Annotated in this window: 22 protein-coding genes; 15 read left to right on the top strand and 7 right to left on the bottom strand. The window is 64.9% G+C overall.

Translation table 11 applies throughout. The features are described 5' to 3' along the window. Positions 1-102 precede the first annotated feature (102 nt). The 4 genes from ACOIX3_RS21250 to queF all read right to left on the bottom strand — a co-directional run bounded on the left by ACOIX3_RS21250 (position 103) and on the right by queF (position 4,857). Positions 103-3,225 carry a hypothetical protein gene (locus ACOIX3_RS21250; protein ID WP_420964147.1) on the bottom strand — a complete coding sequence of 1,041 codons (3,123 nt, stop codon included), beginning with the start codon at positions 3,223-3,225 and terminating at the stop codon, positions 103-105. Positions 3,226-3,468: 243 nt separating this feature from the next. Then, positions 3,469-3,765, bottom strand: a complete 297-nt coding sequence (locus ACOIX3_RS21245; protein WP_420964146.1) for an antibiotic biosynthesis monooxygenase — start codon at positions 3,763-3,765, stop codon at positions 3,469-3,471. Between the two features lie 119 nt (positions 3,766-3,884). Continuing rightward, positions 3,885-4,067 (bottom strand): DUF1059 domain-containing protein, encoded by a 183-nt coding sequence (locus ACOIX3_RS21240; protein WP_212314728.1) that lies wholly within the window; start codon positions 4,065-4,067, stop codon positions 3,885-3,887. A 313-nt stretch (positions 4,068-4,380) separates the two neighbouring features. After that, positions 4,381-4,857: a preQ(1) synthase gene (gene queF / locus ACOIX3_RS21235; RefSeq protein WP_420964145.1), complete on the bottom strand. Its 477-nt coding sequence runs from the start codon at positions 4,855-4,857 to the stop codon at positions 4,381-4,383. Between the two features lie 181 nt (positions 4,858-5,038). Here queF and eno point away from each other — a divergent pair, with 181 nt between their 5' ends. Next, positions 5,039-6,322 carry a phosphopyruvate hydratase gene (eno, locus tag ACOIX3_RS21230; RefSeq protein WP_342728920.1) on the top strand — a complete coding sequence of 428 codons (1,284 nt, stop codon included), beginning with the start codon at positions 5,039-5,041 and terminating at the stop codon, positions 6,320-6,322. Between the two features lie 48 nt (positions 6,323-6,370). Further along, complete coding sequence (locus tag ACOIX3_RS21225) at positions 6,371-7,510, top strand: zinc-binding dehydrogenase (RefSeq protein ID WP_420964144.1); 1,140 nt, start codon at positions 6,371-6,373, stop codon at positions 7,508-7,510. A 10-nt stretch (positions 7,511-7,520) separates the two neighbouring features. Here ACOIX3_RS21225 and ACOIX3_RS21220 read toward each other — a convergent pair whose 3' ends face one another. Together ACOIX3_RS21220 and ACOIX3_RS21215 are read right to left on the bottom strand one after the other, a co-directional pair. Next, positions 7,521-8,636, bottom strand: coding sequence for a D-alanine--D-alanine ligase family protein (locus ACOIX3_RS21220; RefSeq protein WP_420964143.1), 1,116 nt, complete (start codon positions 8,634-8,636; stop codon positions 7,521-7,523). Positions 8,637-8,865: 229 nt separating this feature from the next. Further along, complete coding sequence (locus tag ACOIX3_RS21215; protein ID WP_420964142.1) at positions 8,866-9,999, bottom strand: helix-turn-helix transcriptional regulator; 1,134 nt, start codon at positions 9,997-9,999, stop codon at positions 8,866-8,868. 238 nt (positions 10,000-10,237) lie between these two features. On the opposite strand from ACOIX3_RS21215, the gene ACOIX3_RS21210 reads away from it, so the two are divergent. From ACOIX3_RS21210 to ACOIX3_RS21150, 13 genes are all read left to right on the top strand, one after another. Further along, positions 10,238-11,983, top strand: coding sequence for a YadA-like family protein (locus ACOIX3_RS21210; protein ID WP_420964141.1), 1,746 nt, complete (start codon positions 10,238-10,240; stop codon positions 11,981-11,983). After that, a complete protein-coding gene (locus tag ACOIX3_RS21205; protein WP_420964140.1) occupies positions 11,973-12,584 on the top strand; it encodes a hypothetical protein in 612 nt (203 codons plus the stop codon). Before ACOIX3_RS21210 ends, ACOIX3_RS21205 begins: the two co-directional genes overlap by 11 nt. 237 nt (positions 12,585-12,821) lie before the next feature. Continuing rightward, complete coding sequence (locus ACOIX3_RS21200) at positions 12,822-13,373, top strand: NADPH-dependent FMN reductase (RefSeq protein ID WP_420964139.1); 552 nt, start codon at positions 12,822-12,824, stop codon at positions 13,371-13,373. A 45-nt stretch (positions 13,374-13,418) separates the two neighbouring features. Next, on the top strand, positions 13,419-13,736 hold the full coding sequence (locus ACOIX3_RS21195; protein WP_092114550.1) for an FtsB family cell division protein: 318 nt from the start codon (positions 13,419-13,421) through the stop codon (positions 13,734-13,736). Positions 13,737-13,942: 206 nt separating this feature from the next. Continuing rightward, positions 13,943-14,962, top strand: a complete 1,020-nt coding sequence (gene pdhA / locus ACOIX3_RS21190) for a pyruvate dehydrogenase (acetyl-transferring) E1 component subunit alpha (RefSeq protein WP_420964138.1) — start codon at positions 13,943-13,945, stop codon at positions 14,960-14,962. A 45-nt stretch (positions 14,963-15,007) separates the two neighbouring features. After that, positions 15,008-16,414 (top strand): pyruvate dehydrogenase complex E1 component subunit beta, encoded by a 1,407-nt coding sequence (locus tag ACOIX3_RS21185; RefSeq protein WP_420964137.1) that lies wholly within the window; start codon positions 15,008-15,010, stop codon positions 16,412-16,414. Between the two features lie 5 nt (positions 16,415-16,419). Next, positions 16,420-16,725, top strand: coding sequence for a DUF5076 domain-containing protein (locus ACOIX3_RS21180; protein WP_420964136.1), 306 nt, complete (start codon positions 16,420-16,422; stop codon positions 16,723-16,725). A 2-nt stretch (positions 16,726-16,727) separates the two neighbouring features. Next, complete coding sequence (locus ACOIX3_RS21175) at positions 16,728-18,095, top strand: pyruvate dehydrogenase complex dihydrolipoamide acetyltransferase (protein ID WP_420964135.1); 1,368 nt, start codon at positions 16,728-16,730, stop codon at positions 18,093-18,095. A gap of 12 nt (positions 18,096-18,107) precedes the next feature. Beyond that, positions 18,108-18,284 (top strand): hypothetical protein, encoded by a 177-nt coding sequence (locus tag ACOIX3_RS21170; RefSeq protein WP_420964134.1) that lies wholly within the window; start codon positions 18,108-18,110, stop codon positions 18,282-18,284. Further along, a complete protein-coding gene (locus tag ACOIX3_RS21165; RefSeq protein ID WP_420964133.1) occupies positions 18,285-18,527 on the top strand; it encodes a hypothetical protein in 243 nt (80 codons plus the stop codon). A 17-nt stretch (positions 18,528-18,544) separates the two neighbouring features. Beyond that, entirely contained in the window at positions 18,545-19,966 is a 1,422-nt protein-coding gene (gene lpdA, locus ACOIX3_RS21160; RefSeq protein WP_342728931.1) for a dihydrolipoyl dehydrogenase, read from the top strand. 168 nt (positions 19,967-20,134) lie between these two features. Continuing rightward, the gene (locus ACOIX3_RS21155) at positions 20,135-21,376 is read left to right on the top strand and encodes a threonine synthase (protein ID WP_420964132.1); all 1,242 of its coding nucleotides are present in this window, start codon (positions 20,135-20,137) and stop codon (positions 21,374-21,376) included. 79 nt (positions 21,377-21,455) lie between these two features. Then, complete coding sequence (locus ACOIX3_RS21150; protein WP_420964131.1) at positions 21,456-22,424, top strand: tripartite tricarboxylate transporter substrate binding protein BugD; 969 nt, start codon at positions 21,456-21,458, stop codon at positions 22,422-22,424. Positions 22,425-22,563: 139 nt separating this feature from the next. Here ACOIX3_RS21150 and ACOIX3_RS21145 read toward each other — a convergent pair whose 3' ends face one another. Further along, positions 22,564-24,789 (bottom strand): transglycosylase SLT domain-containing protein, encoded by a 2,226-nt coding sequence (locus ACOIX3_RS21145; protein WP_420964130.1) that lies wholly within the window; start codon positions 24,787-24,789, stop codon positions 22,564-22,566. Positions 24,790-25,009 lie beyond the last annotated feature (220 nt).

Here is a 25,009-nt window from a genome sequence, read left to right as displayed (position 1 = left end):
CACGGCAGACGCGCCCGGCGGACGCTCGCGAGCCGCTCAGAGTGAGCGGAGCTGCGAGAGGAAGGTCGCATCCCCTCGCAGCCCATCATGGGTTTGCGACCGCTAGATCAGATGGAAGGTGTGCATGCCCATCGCGGCAAAGATCGCCGAAACGTCATGGTCCACCTCAGGGCCGCCATGCGCCGATTGGGAGGCATCGGACGCAAGCTGAGCAAGCGTGTCCGCGGTTGAGGGACCTCCGAAGAGGCCATGCGGGGCGTTGTTGACCGCATCGCCGGTGTGGCCGCCGCCGGCAAATGCGAAGCCATCGCCGGCGGTGCTGACCCATGGGCCGCCATGGTCGGCCGCAACCGGAGCCGGCGAAGGATCGGGCGTGAAGCTGACGCCATGCGGCGAACTGAAATTGAATCCCGGCGCGTTGTCGGCGGACAGCAACGGCGTGAAGGTGCCGGTGTGCGGGTCGACCTGACCGAACGCCTTCAGGCTTCCAACCGAGGCATAGAAATCGTCGGGGTTCAGCCCTGTTGCGTGGAACGAAAAGACCTTGTCGGTCGCCGTATCGGTCAGGGTGAAGGTGCCGGATTTGGCGCCCGGCGCGATGACGTCGTCGAGGCCGGCCTTGGCGCCGACGCCGGCTATCGGCGTGAACGACACCGATTGGTGGGCGGTTCCGGGGGCCTTGATGTCGATGATGGTGCCGTCGTCGCCGCTCGACAACAGCAGGTCGCCATTTGGGGCAAGCTTCAGCGAGTCGGGATCGTTTTGCGGCACGACCTCCATCTTGCCGGTGACGGTGTCCAGCCCGGTCGCGCCGAATTCGAGGATCGGCTTGGTGGTCAGCGTGCCGGTCGGATGATCGCCGTTGAGCAGCTGGACCACGGTCGCATCGCCCGGATTGACCGGATTGGTGAAGCTCAGGAACACCTTGTCGCCCTTGAACACGACGTCGTCATAGCCACGGCTGGCCGACGAATCGGCATAGCTGAGCGGTGCCGAGACCGCATGCGTCTCCGGGTTGATCAGCGTCAGGGTGGGATTGCCATCCTGGTTTTGCAACGCCCAGATATCGCCCGTCACCGGGTTGTATTTCAGGCCATCGACGGATCCTGACAGCGAGTAGCTGAACTCGATGTCGCCGTGCTTGTCATACTGGACGATCGTGCTCGAGCCGCCGGCGCCGGTCGAATCCGCGCCATTGCCGTACTCGACGAAGGTTGAGCCGTGCGCGGTGGTGACGGAATCCGGTTGGGTCGATCCGTCGGAGGGAGCCTGGAAGGTCTTGACGGTGTCGATGTGCGGAAACGGCGCCGCGTTCTTGTCGGGGACGAACACCACGCCATGGGGCGAGCCGAAGCTGAAGCCCGGTGCATTATCCTGCGAGACCAGTGCGGTGAACGCACCGGTGTTCTCGTCGACTTGACCGAAGGCACCGAGCGCACCGACCGATGCATAGTAAGCGTTGGGATCGAGGTCGCTGACATGCACCGACAGGACGTGGCCGTCCTTTGCGTCAGAGATGTAGAACGTACCCGACGTCGCGTTCGGCTTGATGACGTCGTCGAGGCCGGCGTTGCCGATCGAGCCCGCGGGAATTCCCTGGATCGGGGTGAAGGCAATCGCCTGTTTGGAGGTGCCGGGATTCTGGATGTCGATGATCGCGCCGTCGGCGTTGCTGGAGAAGATCAGGTCGCCATTGGCGGCGAGCTTCAGCGAATCCGGATCGGTCTGCGGCACCAGCTCCATCTTGCCGGTGACGGTGTCGTAGCCGATCGCGCCGTCGAGCAGCACGGGAGCGGTGGCGAGGAGGTCGCCGGGCTTCGGGCTGGTGCCGTTCAGCAATTTGACGATGGTCGGATCGCCGTTGCCGGTCGGGTTGGTGTAGCTCAGGAACACCTCGTTGCCCTTGAACACCACGTCGTCATAGCCGCGCGAGGTAGATGGATTGGCGTAGTTGAAGTGAGCCGTCACTGTCTGGGTGTTGGGATCGATCAGCGACAGCGAGGAACGGCCGTCCTGGTTCTGCAGCGCCCACACCATTCCGGTTTCGGGATTGTACTTCAGTCCGTCGACCGATCCCTCGATCGAATAGGCGTGCACGAAATGACCGGCGTGATCATACTGGATGATTGTGCTGTCGCCGGGCACCGCTCCAGTCGAGTCGACGCCGTTACCGTACTCCACGAACACGTACTTGCCGGCGATCGTGATCGAGTCGAGCCCGGTCACCCCGTTTGGAGCGCTGGCGAAGGTATGGATCGCATCGACATGCGCCACCTGCGGCGCATTCTTGTCGGGAATGAAGAGCAGGCCGTGCGCGGCGGAAAAATTTGGCCCGGTGACGATCGGCGTGAAGGCGCCGGTGGTCGGATCGACCTGGCCAAAGCCGCCGAGACTGGCAACCGCGGCGTAGTAGTCGTTGGTGTTGAGGCCGCTGGCGTGGAATGAGTAGACGTTCCCCGATTTCGTATCGGTCATGTAGAACGTGCCCGCCGTCGCAGTCGGCTTGATCACGTCGTCAAGGCCGGCATTGCCGACGGAGGCTGCCGGGATTCCGGCGATCGGCGTGAACGAAATCGCCTGGCTGGCCGTTCCGGGGTGCTGGATATCGATGATCGAGCCGTCGGCTGCGCTGGAGAAGATCAGATCGCCATTGGCGGCGAGCTTCAGCGAATCCGGATCGGACTGCGGAACGAGCTCGGTCTTGCCGGTCACCGTGTCGAGGCCGGTGGCGCCGTCGCTCAGGATCGTCGTCGTCAGCAGTGTGCCGCTCGGATGGTCGCCGTTCAGCAATTCCACCAGCGTCGGATCGCCGGCGCCGTTCGGATTGGTGTAGCTCAGGAAGACCCTGTTGCCGTCGAACACGACGTCATCGTAGCCGCTGGTCGCGGAGGGATTGGCAAAACTCAGCGGACCGGTCACCTTGTGCGTGACGGGATCGATCAGCGTCAGCGTGGAGTTTCCATCCTGGTTCTGCAGCGCCCAGATCTGCCCGGTGTAAGGGTTGTATTTCAGCCCGTCGACCGACCCGGCGATCGTGTAGGTGTGCTCGACTTTGCCGCTGTTGTCGTATTGCACGATCGTGCTCGAGCCGCCGGCACCGGTCGAATCCGCGCCATTGCCGTATTCGACGAAGATCGTTCCGTTTGCAGTCGTGATGGAATCCGGAGCCGTCGCGCCAATCGATGTCCCCGACGCGAACGTCTTCATCCCGCTGATCGTAACCATGTCGATCCTCCATGGGTTTGCAATGTTTGGAAACCGGAGGAAACGCGTGGTGGACGACGTGTATGTGACGATTGGCCGCGCGAATTTTTGCAACGATGGCGGAACCTTTTCGCGATTGCGAATCGTCCCGATAGCTCAAGCGCTTTCGCGCGTGTTCCGCGCGTATCACGAAAGTGTTGCTGTGAAAATCAGCACGGCAGGACCGCAGCGCTGGTCTCCGCCGCCGCGATGGTCGTGCAACCGTTATTTCAAAGATGAGACGACCGGGCCCGCAACCGGATCGGTCACGCCGAGACCGTTGCCGAGATCTTCGAGCGTGTCGCGAAAAGAATTGAGAGTGGAAATCATGGCTGGCCGCGCCTCGATGCACGCGTCCATATTCTGCCACTCGGCGATAATGCAGTAGGAGCGATCACCGGTCTTGATGATGCTGGCGTGCAATAGACCCGGCCAAGTTGCTCCAATTGTCTTGTGAGCGTCCAGGAACTCTTGATCGCGCCCCGGCTTCACTCGAAAACGCACAGCATTGAAAGCGGTCACCGTCTTCTCCCAAAGTACTGAGACGCTCCAGTAGAGGAAGCGCGCTTACGCGGGGCGCGCAAGTTAAAAGCGCATGCACTCACGTCCGCTTCGTGGCGGTCACAGGCCGATTGACCTGCCTACTGGGTCTTTATCATCTTCGCCAATTCATGGCGCAATTCTGGACTATCTTGATGGCCATGCACCGCGACAGCGTGTTGTACCGCTGCTTCCAGAAGCTCCTTTTGAGTATCAGCTGAAATCGCGATCGTGCAGTTCATCTCACTTGGGTATTCTCGGCAATCCACAAACATTCTACCCAAATCTGCCTCCATCAATACGAGTAAACTATTCGCGTGCTGAACTACTCCACTCACGATAATGCCCGCGTCTGCTGACTAAGCCTGACTTCTTCAAATGATAGCTCATGACCGGCCAGCTTACGCGCCGCCGACAACGAGCGTGCCGATCGTCTTCGATCATGGTCGCTTCGACCACATCGGAGCAGCCATGCTCGAACATATCATACATCGAAGGGGGCGCCATGTCAGTTCCTGGCCCAGGGCCGATAGGCATGTCGGCTTCTGCGCCGGCTTCCGAGGATCAGCGGACGTGGCGAACTGAAGGGGGCCCGACCTAACCCCGCCCGCGATAAGTTGCGACGCCCTGATCAGGAACCCAGAGGCCCTTCGGCAGCCGGCCGGTCTGGAAGAACACGTCGATCGGGATGCCGCCGCGCGGATACCAGTAGCCGCCGATGCGCAGCCATTTCGGCTTGATCTCATCTGATATCCGCCGGCCGATCATGACCGTGCAATCCTCATGGAATGCGCCGTGATTGCGGAAGCTTGCGGCGAACAGCTTCAGTGATTTGGATTCCAGGAGCCAGCGGCCCGGCACATAGTCGATCACCAGATGTGCGAAGTCCGGTTGGCCCGTCACCGGGCAGATCGAGGTGAATTCCGGCACGGTGAAGCGTACCAGATAATCGGTACCAGCCTGCGGATTGGTGACGCGGTCGAGCCGCGCCTTTTCCGGCGCGTCGGGCCATTCCACCGCACGGCCGAGTTGCAGGCCGGGGGAGGTCGTTGATTTGCTGGATTTCTTCGCCATTCGGGGTCTCCGTGGGGGTCTCATAGAGCATGATCCGGAAAAGTGGAAACCGGTTTTCCGAAAGATCATGCTCAAACAAGGACTCCCTATGATCGGGCGTCCGTCACCCGGCCTTTTCCCCCTCGATGCATTGCGCTAGAAGCACCGCCATCCGACCCCCTCACTGCCACAAGAGGTACTCATGACTGACATCGTCGACATCATCGGCCGCGAAATCCTGGATAGCCGCGGCAACCCCACGGTCGAGGTCGATGTGGTGCTGGAGGATGGGTCGATCGGCCGCGCGGCGGTGCCGTCGGGCGCGTCCACCGGCGCCCATGAGGCGGTGGAACTGCGCGATGGCGACAAGTCGCGCTATCTCGGCAAGGGCGTGGAAAAGGCGGTTGCGGCCGTCAATGGCGAGATCTTCGAGGCGCTCAGCGACCAGGCCGTCGAGGAGCAGGTCGCAATCGACCAGATCATGATCGAGCTCGATGGCACGCCGAACAAGAGCCGGCTTGGCGCCAACGCCATCCTCGGCGTCTCGCTGGCCTGCGCCAAGGCCGCTGCCGAATCCTTCGACATGCCGCTTTATCGTTATGTCGGCGGCACCTCGGCGCGGACGCTGCCGGTGCCGATGATGAACATCATCAATGGCGGCGTGCATGCCGACAACCCGATCGACTTCCAGGAATTCATGATCCTGCCGGTCGGCGCCACGTCATTTGCCGAAGCGCTGCGTTGCGGCTCGGAAATCTTCCACACGCTGCGTGGCGAATTGAAGAAGGCCGGCCACAACACCAATGTCGGCGACGAGGGCGGTTTTGCGCCGAACCTGCCGTCGGCCGACGCCGCGCTCGAGTTCGTCATGAACGCGATCGGCAAGGCCGGCTACAAGGCGGGCGACGACGTCGTGCTCGGCCTCGACTGCGCTTCCACCGAATTCTTCAAGGAAGGCGCCTACGTCTATGGCGGCGAGAACAAGACCCGCTCGCGTTCGGAGCAGGTGAAGTATCTTGCCGATCTCGTCAGCCGCTATCCGATCGTCACGATCGAGGACGGCATGTCGGAAGACGACATGGACGGCTGGAAGGAGCTGACGGACGCGATCGGCAACAAGTGCCAGCTGGTCGGCGACGATTTGTTCGTCACCAACGTGACGCGGCTTGCCGACGGCATCAAGAACGGCCGCGGCAATTCGATCCTGGTCAAGGTCAACCAGATCGGCACGCTGACCGAGACGCTCGCGGCGATCGAGATGGCCTACAAGGCCGGCTACACCGCCGTGATGTCGCATCGCTCCGGCGAGACCGAGGATTCCACGATTGCCGACCTCGCGGTCGCCACCAATTGCGGGCAGATCAAGACCGGCTCGCTGGCGCGCTCCGACCGCACCGCCAAGTACAACCAGCTGCTGCGCATCGAGCAGCAGCTCGGCACCCAGGCGAAATACGCGGGCAGGGCGGCCTTGAAGGCGCTGGCCTAGCGCCCCAACTGATCGGGACTGAACAAGACGCAAAAAAGGGAGGTCGGGATGAGTGACGGCAAGAGCGGTCTGCAGCTGCGTTCGCTGCTCAAGAAGGATGGCGAACTGGAATTGTCGCTGGTCAATGTTCCGACCCCCGAGCCCGGTCCGGACGAGGTCGTGGTCCGGGTCGAGGCGAGCCCGATCAACCCGTCCGACCTCGGGCTCCTGATCGGCCCGGCCAACATGGCGGCGGCAAAGGTCACCGGCAGCAAGGAACTGCCGGTGGTGACCGCGCGCGTGCCGGAAGCGGCGTTGCCTGGCCTTGCCGCGCGGCTCGACGAGTCGATGCCGGTCGGCAATGAAGGCGCCGGCGTCGTGATCAGGACCGGCTCATCGGACGCGGCGAAAGCGCTGATGGGTCGCACGGTCGCGATGATCGGCGGTGCAATGTATGCGCAATACCGCACGCTGCGCGTCAACGAATGCCTGCCGCTGCCCGACGGCATCACGCCGGCGGAAGGTGCATCCTGCTTCGTCAATCCGCTGACCGCGCTCGGCATGACCGAGACGATGCGGCGCGAGGGACACAAGGCGCTGGTGCACACGGCGGCGGCGTCGAACCTCGGCCAGATGCTCAACAAGATCTGCCTCAAGGACGGCATCGGCCTCGTCAACATCGTGCGCAACAAGGAGCAGGCGGACATCCTGCACAAGATCGGCGCCAAGCATGTCGTCGATTCCAGCGCGCCCGATTTCATGGACAAACTCACCGGCGCGCTGGTCGAGACCGGCGCGACCATCGCTTTCGATGCGATCGGCGGCGGCAAGCTCGCTGGCCAGATCCTGGTCGCGATGGAGACCGCGATCAACAAGACCGCCAAGGTCTACAGCCGCTACGGCTCGAACGTGCACAAGCAGGTCTATGTCTATGGCGGCCTCGATACCCGCGACATCGAGTTGCCGCGCGGTTTCGGCATGGCCTGGGGCATCGGCGGCTGGCTGCTGTTCCCGTTCCTGATGAAGATCGGCCCGGAGGCCGGCAACAAGCTGCGCCAGCGCGTGGTCGCCGAGCTGAAGACGACCTTCGCCAGCCACTACACCAAGGTGGTGTCGCTGCAGGAGACCCTGCAGCTCGACAACATCGCGGTCTACGGCAAGCGCGCCACTGGCGAGAAATTCCTGATCAATCCGAACAAGGGCGCGTAACGAACCGCGTTTACTCGCGCTCGAAGGCCAGCTTCCTGGAGCGTTTGTGACGCTCCAGGGCGTGGCCGATCAGGACATCCATCAGCTCGGATTGCGGCAGGCCGCTGGCCTCCCACAGCCGCGGATACATGCTGATGTTGGTGAAGCCGGGCAGGGTGTTCGCCTCGTTCACGAAGGCCTGCTCGCCGTGCAGGAAGAAGTCGATCCGCGCCATGCCCTCGCAGCCGAGCACGCGGAATGTCTTGATGGCGAGCTCCCTGATGGTCTCGGCGACGGCAGCCGGCACGTTGGCCGGCACCTGCAGCAGCGCGCCGTCCGCATCGAGATACTTGGCGTCGTAGGAATAGAAGCCGTGCTTGTCGGACGGAACGATCTCGCCGAGCTGGGAGGCGCGGACGCGGCCCTCGGCATCCTCGAGCACGGAGCATTCGACCTCCCGGATCGGCGCGACACCGCGCTCGACCAGGATCTTGCTATCGAAGCGGAACGCCAGTCTGCAGCCGGCCTCGAACTCCTCCGCGGTGCGCGCCCTCGACACGCCGACCGATGATCCCATGTTGGCGGGCTTGACGAAGACCTCCTGCGACCCGAGGGCGCTGACCGCGTCGTCATAGCTGATGGGGGCCACGGCCGATATCGCGACAAAGGGGACGATCGGCAATCCTGCCTCGCGCATCAGCCGCTTGGCTATGTCCTTGTCCATGCCGGCCGCCGAGCCCATCACGCGCGAGCCGACATAGGCGACATCGGACAATTCCAGCGCGCCCTGCACCGTGCCATCCTCGCCGTTCGGGCCATGCAGGACCGGGAAGACAACGTCGAACGCCGGCAATTGCGCTGGTCCCGCCGCCGCTCCCTGAAGCACCACGACGCGGCCCTGTCCGCCCGGCAGCAGAGCGAGTTGCGGTCCCTGGTCCGGAATGGTCAGCGCGCCGCTCCCGGTGCCGGCGCCGTTTCCCGCGTCAGTGACGATCCAGCGGCCATCGCGGGTGATGCCGATCGCCGTGGCGTCATAGCGATCCGGGTCGAGCGAGCGAAGCACGTTTGCGGCCGACGCCCGCGAAACGTCATGCTCGGCCGATCGGCCGCCGAACAGGATTGCAACCCGGGTCTTGCGATCTGCCATTGCCTGCTCTTCGGTCGGCGGGATGGTCCGTGAAATGCAGCCACATTATGTTTGGAAGAACGTGTCGACAATTGGCCCCGGGCGGCGCGTTTCCGGAATTCGACGAGCCATCCCCTTGCATTGATGCGGCTGGCGCCCGCCCGGTGCGTCCCGCCGGGTGGGACAATGTTTCGGCTGCCATGCGCGCGGCGGCGGCCCGCCGCGTCGGGCGATCGAGGAATGGCCTGGTTCACTTCTGCAAGAGCAAGCGCACCAGCTCGGCCTGTCGCTTCGACCCGGTCTTGTCGAAGATGTTCGACAAATGCGTTCGTGCCGTTCCGACGGTGATGCCGAGCCTATCAGCGGCGGCCTGACGGCCGTCGCCCTTGACGATTTCCAGCGCGAACGCGGCTTCCGCTGGCGTCAGGCCGAAACGTCGTTGCAGGCTGCTGAGGCGTGCCTGCATGTCGGTCTCGGGATCGGTCACCAGCACGATCGCGACAGGGCACCGCGAAACGGTCCAGGGCAGCGCGGCCATTGCTGTCTCCAGCGGCACCGGTGTCACCAGAACGTTAAGCGGCGGCCGGCCGGTGTGCCGCCGCAGCGCGAGTTCGCCGCCGGCACCGATGGCGGCGGGTGCCGCGCAGGACAACACCAGTTTCCGCAGCATCCGCCCGTCGTCCGCGTCGGATGCCGACAGACCACCGGCCTCGAGCCGTAGCCCATCGTCGGCGTCGAGAAGCGCATCCGCGATGCGGTTGGTGAACAGGGGCCTTGCCTCCGCATCGACGAGCAAAAAGCCCTGCTGCAATCTGTCAAAGCCCTCGAGCGCGCTCTCGCTGGCGAAGGTCAGCCGAAACAGGCGGCGCTGCAACGCGACGGCACGGACCAGATGTTGCGCCAGCGCGGCGAACAGGCGCTTCTGATCGGCGCCAAATGGCGGCCGGCGCAGCGATCCGTGACTCGTGAAGATTCCCGTCGCGCCATCGTCGACGAGCAGGTTGGTGGTCAGCGGCTCGGTGTCGTAACCGGCCGGAAGCCACCACTCCTGATAAAAATCCGTGTCCGTGAATTGGTCCCGTGTGATAAAGCTGCCGACGGTGAAAACCTTGCCCGGCGCCTGACCGATGCCGAGCGGCAGCAGCGGATTGCGCGGCGCCCAGTCCAGCAGGCGGTTGACCAGCACGGGATCGATGCGCGGTGCGAGCAGGTTCGAGAGCCCGGTCGCCGGATCGTACACGCCGAAGATCACCTCCGGCCCCCCGACGGCATCACCGATCCGGTTGAGGACATCAGGCCAGCGCGCGGCGTCGAGTGCGGCATCGTAGATGGCGGCGACGAGATCGAGCACCCCGTCTTCGCCGGAAAGTGTGCCGCCAAGCATCGATCAGCCCCTGCCTGTTTCCAAATCTGACCCGGATGGCATTCGTGCCGCAAGCTCGATTTTGGGGCATCGCGCGCGTTGTTGCTGCAAAGCCTCACCTGGCGACATTCAGGTTGCAACGCAGTCTTTCCTCCCGGACCTCCGACGAACGTCAGATGCGATCACCGTGCGGCTTGGCGAAGGTGCCGCAGCGGCAGTTCAATCGGCAGACTCGCGCCGTCCGTTTCTGGGGGCTCGCATGGACCGTCATCGGCGTCACAAAACCATCATCCCGCCGGTCGGCAGCCGGTCTCGCAAGGCCGGCTTGCTGACAAGCGACACGCTTGCCCGCGGAGTCGTCTGCCTGCTCGGCGCCAGCGCGATGCTCTACCCATCGGCGGCGCGCTCGGCGGACTACGCGGCGGGTGGCGGTGTCGTCAATGCACCGTCAGGGTTTGCGACGGCGGTCGGCTCCGGCGCGAGCACAACCGGCATATCTGCGACGGCCTACGGCTCAGGCAGTGCGGCGACCGGCGCCGATGCGACCGCGATCGGCCACGAAAGCTTGGCCACCGGCGTCGCTGCAAGCGCCTTCGGCACTTTTAGCACCGCCACCGGAGCCGCCGCGACGGCGATCGGCTCGGGCAGCTTCGCGAACGGCACGCAGGCGACCGCGACCGGTAACGACAGCCTGGCCACCGGCGCCAATGCAAGCGCCTCCGGCACTTTTAGCACCGCCGCCGGAGCCGCCGCGACGGCGACGGGCGCGAGCAGCTTCGCGAACGGCACCAACGCGACGGCGACCGGTATGTTGAGCTCCGCAACGGGCACTAATGCAACCGCAACAGGCCAAGGCAGCATCGCCAATGGATTCGGTGCGACCGCGACCGGCGCGGGTAGCAACGCGATCGGTAACCTCGCAACGGCAGCGGGCGCGGGCAGCAATGCGAACGGCGCGGAAGCGACCGCGACCGGCGCAAGCAGCAACGCGATCGGCACCTTCGCAACCGCGACAGGCCAAGGCAGCTTCGCCAACGGGTTCGGTGCAACCGCGACCGGCGCCGGCAGCAGCGCCAATGGAGATCGGGCCACTGCGACCGGCGCGGGCAGCACCGCGACCGGCGATAGCGCAAGCGCGATCGGACGGTCCGCCACCGCGACCGGCGATTCCGCAACGGCTGTCGGCGCGGACAGCATCGCCAACGGCACGACCGCCAGCGCGTTCGGCCGGGGCAGCAACGCCACCGGGGTGGCGACGACCGCGATCGGACAGGCGAGCATCGCGAGCGCCACCGGCGCGACCGCGGTCGGCGCCAATTCAAAGGCGACCGCGTCCGGTGCGGTCGCGGTCGGATACAATGCCGCTGCCACCGGCAGCAATGCGATCGCGATCGGCAATGGCGCGGTCGCGACGGGTTCGATCGCGGTCGGCGCCGGCGCTTCGGCTTCCAATGGCGGCGCGGCGTTCGGTGACGGCGCTGTGGCGACGGGAACGAATTCGGCCGCGTTCGGCAGCAATGCCACGGCGACCTTCGCCAATTCGACCGCGATCGGCGCCGGTGCAGCGACGACGGCCGCCAACCAGATCGCGGTGGGCACCGCGTCCAGCACCTATCGCCTGTCGGGCATAACATCGGCCGCGAGCCTCGCCGCGCAATCCGGACCGACCCAGGTCGTGACGACGGATGCCGCCGGGAATCTGGCGTCCGCCGGATTCAGCGGGCAGGATATTTCCACCCTGCAGTCCAACGTCTCGACGTTGCAGACGCAGATGCGACAGGCATTTGAGGGCACGGCGATCGCGATCGCCATGGGCGGCGCGGCGCTGCCGTCGGACAAGAGGTTTGCGATCTCGACCAATTGGGGCACGTTCCGCGGACAGAATGCCATGAGCCTCGGAGCACAGATGCGGCTCAGCCAGTATGTCGTGCTCAATGGTGGCGTCGCGGCCGGTTTCGCGCAGGGCGGCGTCGGCGGACGGGCCGGAGTGACCGTTGCGTGGTGATCGGAAAGCAAGCTGGCTGCTGGCTCTGGTAGCTGCGGGTGTGTTGCTGGCGACGGCTGCCGCCTGTCATGCGGAAGCGCCTCCGCCGGCGCCAAAGCCGGCCCAGATCGATCGCAACGGCGTGCTCATGCTGGTCCGCTCCTCGCTGCTCGCACTCGATCACGCCAACAAGACGGGCAACTACACGGTGCTGCGCGATATCGGCGCGCCGGGCTTTCAAATCAACTCGGCTGCCCGCCTCGGGGAGATCTTCGCCAAGCTGCGCAACGACAATCTCGATCTTTCCGGTGTCGCCGTGATCGATCCGCAGCTCAATCTGTTGCCGCAGATCGAGGCTAACGGACTGATGCATATGGCAGGCTTCTTTCCCTCAGTGCCGAACCAGGTCAATTTCGACCTGGCGTTCGCACCGGTGAACGGGCAGTGGCGGTTGTTCGGAATCTCGGTATCGATTGGACAGAGCGGGCCCACCGCGCCTGAGCCGCCGGCCGCGCAAAAACAGGCGCCCACAAACGGCGCCAGACCGGCGGCTGCAAAGTCTTCATCTGGCGGCAAGCTCGTGCCCGCGGAGAAGCCGGCCGATGTCCCAGCGCCGAAATAGACCGACACCGGCGATGGCCGTGCTGTATCCCGCGACCTGACCCAGCAGCACCTTTTCAGCGGCGACCTCGCCAAACGCCTGAAACTTCAGAGGGCGGACGCGAGTTGAACGCCCCGGCGGAGCGGTTTCATAAACGCTGCGTTTCCGGAATTGGACGATCCATGCACTTGCATCTTTCTTGGCGTGCCGGTAGGTGAAGTGGACCAGTCTTACGCGCAACCCGAGGGGAATTTTGTAATGGCCTATAACATCGTCACCATCGTCGGCAGCATCCGCAAGCAGAGCTTCTCGCTCAAGATCGCCAATGCGCTGGCCAAGCTCGCGCCGGCCTCGCTTAAGCTCGATGTGACGACCCTCGAAGGCATTTCCTTCTTCAACCAGGACCTCGAGGCGGCGCCGCCGGCGGACTGGCTGGCCTTTCGCGAGAAGCTGCAGAAGTCGAACGGCGTGCTGTTCGTGACCCCCGAATACAACCGTTCGGTTCCGGGCGTGTTGAAGAACGCGATCGACGTCGCCTCGCGGCCCTACGGCAAGAGCTCGTTCATCGGCAAGCCGGTCGGCATCATCTCCAACTCGCCGGGTCCGCTCGGCGGCGTCAGCGCGGCGAAGCACCTGCAGAACATCCTGCCGGGCATTTCCGGCCCGATCCTCGGTCAGCCGGAAACCTATCTCAACGGCGTCGGCGATGCCTTCGACGACAACGGCGAACTGATCAAGGAAGCGCTCAAGACGGTGTTGCAGCAGTACCTCGCCGCCTTCGCCGCCTTCGTCGAAAAGCAGAACGGCTGACCAAAATTTAGCTTCCATTAACCCCATGGCCGCATCTTCGCGGCCATGGTTTCCCGCACACGCCTCAAATCGATTCTGACCGGGCTCGCCCTCTACACGCTGGCGGCGCTGATGGTCGGCTATTTCGGCGTCAACGCCTATACCGGCAAATACGGCCTGAACGCGCGGCAGGAGCTCGACCAGGAAATCATCGCGCTGACCTCGGAGCTGGCGCGCTTGAAGAAGGAACGGGCGGAGGGCGAGCAGCGGGTGTCGCTGCTGCGGTCGGACCGGGTCGATCCCGACATGCTGGACGAGCGTGCGCGCTTCCAGCTCGACTACGCCAATCCGCGCGATCTGGTTCGGATCAACAAGGCGAACTGACACCGGCAGTGATTTTTGGACAGCGCTTGTCCGAAAATAACTCGCGCCCGTTCTTCAAATTTCAAAATTGATCGATCAACATCACAAAAATGTCGCGCCGCGTTGCAGTGCGGCATAGCAAAATTCCATCCGGCGAATGCAATCCTTCCAAGGCGATTTGAGTTGGGTTAGAGAGGGTTCTTCGACTTCTCTCACCCGGAATTGCCATGGCCACACCCAAGAAAACCGTCGCAAAGGAATCAGGGCAGGAGAAGGCCGGCTCTCCGCCCGAATTCTCCAGGGAGCAGGAGCTGAAGGCTCTGCGCGACATGCTTCTGATCCGGCGCTTCGAGGAGAAGGCCGGTCAGCTCTACGGCATGGGTGCGATCGGCGGCTTCTGCCATCTCTATATCGGCCAGGAAGCGGTCGTGGTCGGCATGCAGATGGCGCTGAAGCCGGGCGACGAGGTCATAACCGGCTACCGCGACCACGGCCACATGCTGGCTTGCGACATGGAAGCCAAGGGCGTGATGGCGGAATTGACCGGTCGCCGCGGCGGCTATTCCCGCGGCAAGGGCGGCTCCATGCACATGTTCAGCAAGGAGAAGCATTTTTATGGCGGTCACGGAATCGTGGGCGCGCAGGTGTCGCTCGGCACCGGCCTTGCGTTCGCCAACCGCTATCGCGGCAACGATAACGTCAGCGTGACCTATTTCGGCGACGGCGCGGCCAACCAGGGCCAGGTCTACGAAAGCTTCAACATGGCGGAGCTGTGGAAGCTGCCGGTGATCTACGTCATCGAGAACAATCGCTATGCGATGGGCACCGCGGTGTCGCGCGCCTCGGCACAGCAGGACTTCTCCAAGCGCGGCGTCTCCTTCAACATTCCCGGCAGGCAGGTCGACGGCATGGATGTGCGCGCCGTGAAGGCCGCCGCCGATGAGGCCACGGCATGGTGCCGCGGCGGCAACGGTCCGATCATTCTCGAGATGCAGACCTACCGTTACCGCGGCCACTCGATGTCCGATCCGGCGAAGTATCGCACCCGCGAGGAGGTCGAGAAGGTTCGCCACGACCAGGACCCGATCGAGCAGGTGCGCAACCGCTTGCTGGCGGTGGGCGTGAGCGAGCAGGACTTGAAGGCGATCGACGCCGAGGTGCGCGAGATCGTCAACGCAGCCGCTGACTTCGCGCAGCACGATCCGGAGCCCGATCCGTCCGAGCTCTACACCGACATCTACCGCTGACCCCACCCGCGCAGAAGAATCTCAAGACCGATTTCGGGAGCTGATATGCCCATTCAAGTGCTGATGCCTGCGCTGTCGCCCACCATGGAGAAGGGCAACCTCGCCAAATGGCTGAAAAAGGAAGGCGAGACCATCAAGTCCGGTGACGTCATCGCCGAGATCGAGACCGACAAGGCGACGATGGAGGTCGAGGCGACGGACGAGGGTACGCTCGGCAAGATCCTGATTCCGGAAGGCACCGCCGACGTTGCGGTGAACACGCCGATCGCCACCATCCTGGCCGACGGCGAAAGCGCCGCCGATCTCGCCAAGGCACCTGCCGCACCGGCGCCGCAGCCGAAGGCCGCGGAGGCTCCCGCTGCAGAAGCCAAGGGGGATGCAAAGGCGGAAGCGCCGCAGCCCGCGGCGAAGGCGCCGGCCGCGCCGGTCAGCGAAGCATTGCCCGACCCGGAAATTCCGGCGGGTACCGAGATGGTCACCCAGACCATTCGCGAAGCGCTGCGCGATGCCATGGCCGAGGAGATGCGGCGCGACGGCGACGTCTTCATCATGGGTGAGGAGGTTGCCGAGTATCAAGGCGCCTACAAGGTGACGCAGGGCTTGTTGCAGGAATTCGGCGCCCGCCGCGTGATCGACACGCCGATCACCGAGCACGGCTTTGCCGGCGTCGGCGTCGGCGCCGCGATGGCCGGGCTGAAGCCGATCGTCGAGTTCATGACCTGGAATTTCGCGATGCAGGCGATCGACCAGATCATCAACTCCGCCGCCAAGACGCTGTATATGTCCGGCGGCCAGATGGGATGCTCGATCGTGTTCCGCGGCCCGAACGGCGCCGCCGCGCGCGTCGCCGCCCAGCACAGCCAGGACTACGCCGCCTGGTACTCGCAGATCCCGGGCCTCAAGGTGGTCGCGCCGTACTCGGCCGCCGACTACAAGGGCCTGCTCAAGGCCGCGATCCGCGATCCCAATCCGGTGGTCTTCCTCGAGAACGAGATGCTGTACGGCCACACCGGCGAGGTGCCGAAGCTGCCCGATTTCGTGGTGCCGATCGGCAAGGCGCGGATTGCGCGCGCCGGCAAGGACGTCACCATCGTCTCGTGGGCGATGGGCATGTCCTATGCGCTGAAGGCGGCCGATGAACTCGCCAAGGAAGGCATCGAGGCCGAGGTGATCGATCTCCGCACCATCCGTCCGATGGACACCGAGACGATCATCAACTCGGTGAAGAAGACCGGCCGTGCGGTCACGGTGGAGGAGGGCTGGCAGCAGAGCGGCGTCGGCTCCGAGGTCGCTTCGCGCATCATGGAGCATGCCTTCGACTACCTCGATGCGCCGGTCGCGCGCGTCTCCGGCAAGGACGTGCCGATGCCCTATGCCGCGAACCTCGAAAAGCTCGCTCTGCCGTCCGTCGCCGAGGTGGTCGCGGCCGCCAAGGCCGTGTCCTACCGGTAACGCCGATGGCCGGTCCCAAGGAGCAGCCGCTGCCGCCCGACGTGATGGGCCGCGACGACGCCGTCGAGGTGCTGCGCGCCTTTGTCGTCGACGGCGGCCTGTCGATCGCGTTCCAGCGCGCCTTCGAGGAACCGGACATGTGGGGGCTGATGCTCGTCGACGTCGCCCGCCACGCTGCACGCGCCTATTCACGCGAGAGCGAATACACCGAAGACGAGGCGCTCGCGCGCATCGTCGAGATGTTCGAAGCCGAAATCGCCCGGCCGACCGACATGGGCCAAACCAAACCGCGGTCGCAACAAGGTCACTGACAATGCCGATCAATATTCTCATGCCCGCGCTGTCGCCGACGATGGAAAAGGGCAACCTCGCCAAGTGGCTCAAGAAAGAGGGCGACAAGGTCAAGTCCGGCGACGTAATCGCCGAGATCGAGACCGACAAGGCGACGATGGAAGTCGAGGCGGTCGACGAAGGCACGATCGCCAGGATCCTGGTGCCCGAGGGCACACAGGATGTGCCGGTCAACGACGTCATCGCCGTGATGGCGGGTGACGGCGAGGACGTGAAGGCGGCGGCCAGCGCCGGAGCGGGCGCTGCACCAGCCGCCAAGCCCGCCGAGGCCCCGAAGCCCGCCGCCCAGGCTGCGCCTGCCGCGGCTGCCGCACCGGCGGCTGTGCGGGCGCCGCAGCCGGCCGCAGCGCCCGCCGCTGCGCCGCAGGCTGCTGCACCGGCCGCGCAGGCCAATGGCCACGCTCGCGTGTTCTCCTCGCCGTTGGCACGGCGTCTCGCGAAGGAAGCCGGCATCGATCTCGGCCGCATCACCGGCACCGGTCCGCACGGCCGCGTCATCGCGCGCGACGTCGACGACGCCAAATCCGGCAAGGGGCTGAAGGCGCCGGCGGCTGCGCCCGCTGCCACAGGTCCCAGCATCGCGCCGTCGATGTCCGACAAGCAGATCCTGGCGCTGTTCGAGCCGGGCTCGTACGAAGTCGTGCCGCATGACGGCATGCGCCGCACCATCGCGCAGCGTCTCACCGCCTCGGTGCAGAACGTCCCGCACTTCTATCTCACGATCGACTGCGACATCGGCAAGCTGCTCGCCGCGCGCGAGGAGATCAACGCCGCCGCGCCGAAGGACAAGGAGAAGAAGCCGCTCTACAAGATCTCGGTCAACGACTTCGTCATCAAGGCGATGGCGGTCGCGCTGCAGAAGATCCCGAACTGCAACGTCAGCTGGACCGAGGGCGGCATGCTCAAGCACAAGCATTCCGACGTCGGCGTCGCGGTGGCGATGCCGGGCGGCCTGATCACGCCGATCATCCGCAAGGCCGAGACCAAGACGCTCTCGACCATCTCCAACGAGATGAAGGATTTTGCCGCGCGCGCCCGCGCCCGCAAGCTGAAGCCGGAAGAATATCAGGGCGGCACCACCGCGGTGTCGAACCTCGGCATGTACGGCATCAACCACTTCACCGCCGTGATCAACCCGCCGCATGCCTCGATCCTTGCGGTCGGCACTTCGGAGGAACGTCCGGTGGTGCGTGGCGGCAAGATCGAGATCGCGCACATCATGAGCGTGACCCTGTCGTGTGATCACCGCGCGATCGATGGTGCGCTCGGCGCCGAGCTGATCGGCGCCTTCAAGCAGCTGATCGAGAATCCCGTGATGATGATGGTGTGACGGGCATCCGCCATGTACGCGATCTACGGTCCGTACGTCCTGCTCGCCGCCGTTGCCGTCGCGTTGCTCTTCGCTGTCAACCGCGACCTGATATCGACGATCCAGTTCAGGATCATGATGATCGGCGCCGCTGTGCTGGCGCTGGCGTGGACCGTGTTCCTCGGTGCGGTATGGCAGGAGTACGGATAAATGGCCGGCACGGCTCGCACGCGCTGGCCCTGGATCTCGCTATTGCTGTCGGCCGCACTGGTGCTCAATCCGGTCGGACTGGATTTTCTGCACTCCGCGTTCTTCGCCGGCGAACAGCTGGCGCGGAACATCGCCCAGCCGATCGTGCTGACGGCCCTGGCCATCATGGCCGTGGTGATCGGGCTCGAATGGCTGGTCAGGTCGTTGATCGCAAGGAGCCGCGCGCGCGGCGTCACAAATTGAGTTGAACGGGAGCCGCCATGGCCGATACATCCTTTGACGTCATCATCATCGGCTCCGGCCCCGGCGGCTACGTGACCGCGATCCGGGCCGCGCAGCTCGGCTTCAAGACCGCGATCGTGGAGAAGTCCTATCTCGGCGGCATCTGCCTGAACTGGGGCTGCATCCCGACCAAAGCGCTGCTGCGCTCCGCCGAGATCTATCACTACATGCAGCACGCCAAGGATTACGGGCTGTCCGCCGATAACGTCTCGTTCGATCCGAAGGCGGTGGTGCAGCGCTCGCGCGGGGTCTCGAAGCGCCTCAATGACGGCGTCGGCTTCCTGATGAAGAAGAACAAGGTCACGGTGATCTGGGGCGATGCCACGATCGACGCGCCCGGCAAGATCACGGTGAAGAAGTCGGAGGTCGAGGCTCCGAAGGGCGCGAGCGGCGAGGGCGTCTATCAGGCCAAGCACATCATCGTGGCGACCGGCGCGCGGCCGCGCGTGCTGCCCGGGCTCGAGCCCGACAAGAAGCTGATCTGGACCTATTTCGAGGCGATGGTGCCGGAGCGGATGCCGAAGTCGCTGCTGGTGGTCGGCTCCGGCGCGATCGGCATCGAGTTCGCCTCGTTCTTCCACACCATGGGCTCTGACGTCACCGTGGTCGAGGTGCTGCCGCAGATCCTGCCGGTCGAGGACGCCGAGATCGCGGGGCTGGCGCGCAAGCGGTTCGAGAAGATGGGCATCAAGATCATGTCCTCGACCAAGGTGACGAAGCTGGAGAAGAAGGCCGACAGCGTGGTCGCGACCATCGACGACGGCAAGGGCCAGCCGCAGACCAAGGAATTCGAGCGCGTAATCTCGGCGGTCGGCGTGGTCGGCAACATCGAGAATCTCGGGCTGGAGAAGCTCGGCGTCAAAACCGACCGCGGCTGCATCGTGATCGACGGTCTCGGCAAGACCAACGTCCCCGGCATCTACGCGATCGGCGACGTCGCCGGACCGCCGATGCTCGCGCACAAGGCCGAGCATGAGGGCGTGATCTGCATCGAGGCGATCAAGGGCCTGCATCCGCATCCGATGGACAAGTTGCTGATCCCGGGCTGCACCTACTGCAACCCGCAGGTCGCCTCCGTCGGCCTCACCGAAGCCAAGGCCAAGGAAGGCGGCCGCGAGATCCGCGTCGGCCGCTTCCCGTTCGTCGGCAACGGCAAGGCGATCGCGCTCGGCGAGGACCAGGGCCTCGTCAAGGTGGTGTTCGACAAGAAGACCGGCCAGCTGCTCGGCGCGCACATGATCGGCGCCGAGGTCACCGAGCTGATCCAGGGCTATGTCGTGGCGATGAATCTGGAGACCACGGAAGAGGAATTGATGCACACCGTGTTCCCGCATCCGACCCTGTCGGAAATGATGAAGGAAGCCGTGCTCGACGCCTACGGGCGCGTGCTGAATATCTAGTCTCTGCTCCGTCATCCTGAGGCGCTCGCGCAGCGAGCCTCGAAGGATGCACGGCCCGGATCGAGCAGCGGGGCTCGTCGCCCTTCGAGGGCCGCTGAAGAAGCGGCCACCTCAGCGTGACGGGTCAGGCACCAAAGAATTCGCAAAGAAAAAGAAAGAGCACATCTCGTGAAAGACAACGACAACCTCACCATCGAACGCCCGACCTTCGTGACCCATCTCGAATGCGCGATGGAGGGCGATCATTATGCGGCGGATCAGGTGCACAACCTCTCCAAGGCCGGCAAGCCGCTCTTGGTGCGCTACGATCTCGCCGGGGTGAAGAAGGCCCTGACCAAGGACGGGCTGGCCGAGCGCCCCGCCGACCTGTGGCGCTACCGCGAGCTGTTGCCGGTGCGCCAATGCAAGGACATCGTCAGCCTCGGCGAAGTCGCGACGCCGCTGATCCGGCTGCCGAAGCTTTCCACAAGGCTCGGCGGCGGCGAGATCATCGTCAAGGACGAGGGCCGGTTGCCGACCGGCTCGTTCAAGGCGCGCGGCCTCGTCATGGCGGTGTCGATGGGCAAGGCGCTCGGCATCAAGCACATGGCGATGCCGACCAATGGCAACGCCGGCGCGGCGCTCGCGGCCTATGCGACCTCCTGCGGCATCAAGACCACGATCTTCTGTCCGGCGGATACGCCGGAGGTGAATGTCAGCGAGATCGAGCTGCAGGGCGCCACCGTCTATCGCGTCAACGGCTACATCGACGACTGCGGCAAGATCGTCGGCGAAGGAAAAGCAAAAGTCGGCTGGTTCGATACCTCGACCCTGAAGGAGCCGTATCGGATCGAGGGCAAGAAGACGATGGGCCTCGAGCTCGCCGAGCAGCTCGGCTGGGACGTGCCCGACGTGATCTTCTATCCGACCGGTGGCGGCACCGGCCTGATCGGCATGTGGAAGGCGTTCGACGAGCTCGAGAAGATCGGTTTCATCGGTTCGAAGCGCCCGCGGATGGTCGCGGTGCAGGCCTCCGGCTGTGCGCCGATGGTGCGCGCCTATGAGGCCGGCACCGAGCATGCGACGCGCTGGGAGGACGCTCACACCATCGCCTCGGGCATCCGCGTGCCGCAGGCGGTCGGCGATTTTCTCATCCTGCGCGCGGTGCGCGAGAGCAAGGGATTTGCGATTGCGGTCGACGACGACAAGATCACCGCCGCCCTCGACGAGGTCGCGCGCGAGGAGGGATTGTTGCTGTGCCCCGAGGGAGCTGCGACCTATGCCGCCTACAAGCAGAGCCTTGCCGACGGCCGCGTCACCAAGGCCGACCGCGTGATGCTGTTCAATTGCGCCAGCGGCCTGAAATACCCGCTGCCGCCGGTGACCCGCGCGCTCGACAGGCACAAGCCGATCGACTTCTCGCAGTTCTGACGCCTCGTCCGAAGGGCCATCTTGTCGAAAGGTGGCCCTTCAAAAATGCTACGACAGGGAAGATTGAGGGGAGCGCGTGATGCGGAAGCTGGTTCTGGCCGTGTTGGCGATGTTGACGTTCACGGGGACCGTTTCGGCGGAAACCTGGCCCGCGCACCCGATCACCATTGTCGTGCCGTTCGCCGCCGGCGGTCCGTCGGATGCGATGGCGCGCATCCTCGCCGAGCGCATGAAGCAGTCGCTCGGCGAGGTGGTTCTGATCGAGAACGTGACCGGAGCGGGCGGCTCGCTCGGCGTCGGTCGCGCGGTGCGCGCGGCGCCGGACGGCTACACCATCTCGTTCGGCCATCTCGGCACCCATGTCGCGAACGGCGCAATCTACAAGCTCGGCTACGACCTCGTCGATGATCTCGAGCCAGTGGTGCTGCTGCCGAGCAATCCGATGATCATCGTCAGCAAGAATGCCGTGCCGGCGAAGTCGCTGAAGGAGCTGTTGGAGTGGCTGAAGTCGCGGCCGGCGCCGCCGACCGCGGGCACCGCCGGCGCCGGCAGCGGCAGCCACATCGCCGGGCTCTATTTCGAGAACGTCTCCGGCATCAAGCTGCAATACGTGCCGTATCGCGGCACCGGGCCGGCGCTGAACGACCTCGTCGCCGGCCAGATCGATATCATCGTCGACCAGACGTCGAACTCGATCAACCAGGTCCGCGCCGGCAACATCCGCGCCTATGCGGTCACCGATTCCAAGCGGGTCGCGAACGCGGCTGAGGTCCCGACGGTCGACGAGGCCGGCCTGCCGGGCTTCCACATGACGCTGTGGTCCGGCCTCTGGGTGCCGAAGGGCACGCCGAAGGAGATCGTGGACAAGCTCAACGTCGCGGCGATCCAGGCAATGAACGATCCTGCCGTGAAGAAGCAGCTCGAAAATCTCGGCTTGCAGATGCCGCCAAAGGACCAGCTCAAGCCGGACGCACTCGGCGCCTGGCAGAAGGCGGAGATCGCAAAATGGTGGCCGATGATCAAGGCGGCCAATGTGAAGGTGGAGTGAGGGCGGGTCCCTCCACGTCGTCCCGGCGAAAGCCGGGACCCATAGCCACCGCTGTGGCTTGTTCGCAAATCGTCGAGCCGATTGCCCCTTACGTCGGCCGCGGCGTGTGGGTCCCGGCTTTCGCCGGGACGACGCAGCATTATTGCGACGGCATTGTCTGCGCCGGCGCCGCGTTGCTCTCCTGCGTCACCACGCGCTCGCCGCTTTTGGCCGCCAGCGCCGTGGCCGCGTCCTCGAACCGCGCCTGATAGACCGCAAAGTTCTCCATCACGCGCTGGACGTAGTTGCGCGTCTCCGAGATCGGAATCCGCTCCACCCAATCGACCGCATCGACCTTGGGATCACGCGGGTCACCATAGGCCTTGATCCAGTCGCGGACGCGGCCACGGCCGGCGTTGTAACCGGCAAAGGTCATGATGTGGCAGTTGCGATATTCCGCCAGCAGCGCACTCAACTCGGCGGCGCCCATCTGGGTGTTGTAGACCGGATCGGAAACCATCCGGCTCCAGTCGTAGCTGACGCCGAAACGCTTGGCGGTGTCGCGGCCGGCCTCGGGCGTCACCTGCATCAGGCCGACGGCGTTGGCCGCCGATTTGTCGCGTTGATCGAATGCGCTTTCCGTGCGCGCGATCGAGTAGGTCATGCTGCGCCCGATATCCGGGGCGATCGGGGTATGCTTGGGAATGCCAATGACCGGGAAGGCGTAATGGTCGAAGGCGAAGCCCCGCGCCAGCGCGATCTTGCCGATCTGCAGCATGGCGCGGGCATCGTTATGGCGGCCGGTGAGTTCGCCGAGCGCCTCGAGCATCCCGACATCTGTGCTCTCCTCGGCGAGGTCGGCGGCGAAATAGAGCACGATGTCGGGCTCGCCGATCGCATAGAGCATGTCGGCCGCACGCACGCGCTCGTCGGCCGCCATGCTGCCGGCGCTGGCCGCCGGCGAGGGAGCGCGCAACTCGATGCCGTCACGGCCGAGCCTGGCCAGCGCGAGCTGACCATAATAGGCGGTCGGGTAGCGCGCCGCGGCCTGGTAGTCGGCCCGCATCGCCACGTTGTTGCCAAGCGCCTCGGCGGCACGGCCGCGCCAATAGGCGGCGCGTGCCAGCACGGTCGGGTTGGTTTGGCCTTCGTCGATCCGTGCGAAATGCGCCGCCGCGGTCCTGGCGTCGTCGAGATAGCGCAGCGCGATCCAGCCGCGCATGAAGTGCATGTCGGAGCGGTAATACGGATTGTCCGGCGGTGCCGCGGCGCGGATGACGTCATAGGCCGCCTGGTATTCACCCTGGTCGAGCAGCTTGCGGGAGAGGATGCGGCGCTCGCGCCACCACTGGTCGGTGTCCTGCTGCGCCATGGTCTCGGGCGCCGCGGCAATCGTCACGCGCGCCGCATCGTCGATCCGGTTCTTCGTCAGCAGCCATTGGATTCGGCAGAGCGTGTAGCCGAGGTCGCTGCGGGCGTCCGCCGGGACATCGTTGAGGGTGTCCTCTGCCTTGCTGGATTGCCCGCGGACCGCGCCGCAAGCCTTCACGATGGCCAGCTCGTCGCTGCCGAGGTGCTGCGCCGCGCGCCGCGCGCCGGCAAGATCCTTGGCGCCGATCCGCTTGTCCATGCGCGCGCGGTGGTCGTCGCGCGTCAGCAGGTCCTTGAATGCGTCATAGGCGTCGCTCTCGGTACGGTCCAGCAATTCGTCCGAGCGCCAGGCCTCGCGCACCAGCCGCGTGGCGCCGTCGCGATCGCCTTCGGCGAGCAGCGTACGGGCGAGCGCGAACTTGCCCTTGGCGCTGATCGGCTGATCGAGCGTGAAGCCGTGCACCGTTGCCGGATCGCTGCGCTCCTGCCACATCCTTGCTTCAGCCCGCTTGCGCAACAGCGTGACGCTTGGCCAGTCCGGGTTGGCCGTCACGAATGCCGCATAGCGGCTGAACAGCGCATTCGACTCCGAGTGGCGCAGCAGATACCACTCGACAAGCTTGCGCCCGACGGGATCGGTGATCTTTGCCTGGATATCGGTCGCGTCGCTGGTCTTGCCCCGGCGCGCCGCGGTGATCGCGTCCCTGACCGCGGCGAGATCGCCCGACAGTTGCGGCCCGGCGGGCTTCTCCGGCTCGGGCGCCTTCGAGGTCTCAGCCGATTTGGACGGAGCGGATTTGGCCTTCGCGGATTTGCGCTTGTCGGCGCCATGCCTGGCATGGCGCCGCTTGCCGGCGGCGCTCTCGCGCGTCGTCTTGGCGCCGTGCGCCTTCCTGTCCCCGTGGCCGCTCTTGGCCTGGTGCTGATGATGCGGTTTGGCGGCCGCTTCAAGCGGAAGCAGCGCAAGCACGGCCACCGTGGCGAGGCACGCCAGCGGACGTAGGCAACGGTTCATTCCCTGGCCCCCCTGAAACGATCAGGCACAAACGGAACGCGTCGTACGCGGCACAACCGCCGCAGATTACTACCACCCTCGATTCTCGAGTATTAACGCTGCCGCAACTCAACAGGGAAAACGCGGCAAAATATGGCATACAGCGTGTGGAACCCTGCGGGAACCGGGGTTTTGCGGGTCTTTTTAAGGGGCCGAGACGCCGGTTTGACCGGTCCCAGCG

Origin of the sequence: Bradyrhizobium sp. B120, assembly GCF_049075665.1 — a bacterium.
In the GTDB taxonomy this organism is placed as follows: domain Bacteria; phylum Pseudomonadota; class Alphaproteobacteria; order Rhizobiales; family Xanthobacteraceae; genus Bradyrhizobium.
The sequence above is the reverse complement of the archived record's forward strand: the minus strand, read 5'-3'. Positions and strand labels throughout refer to the sequence as shown.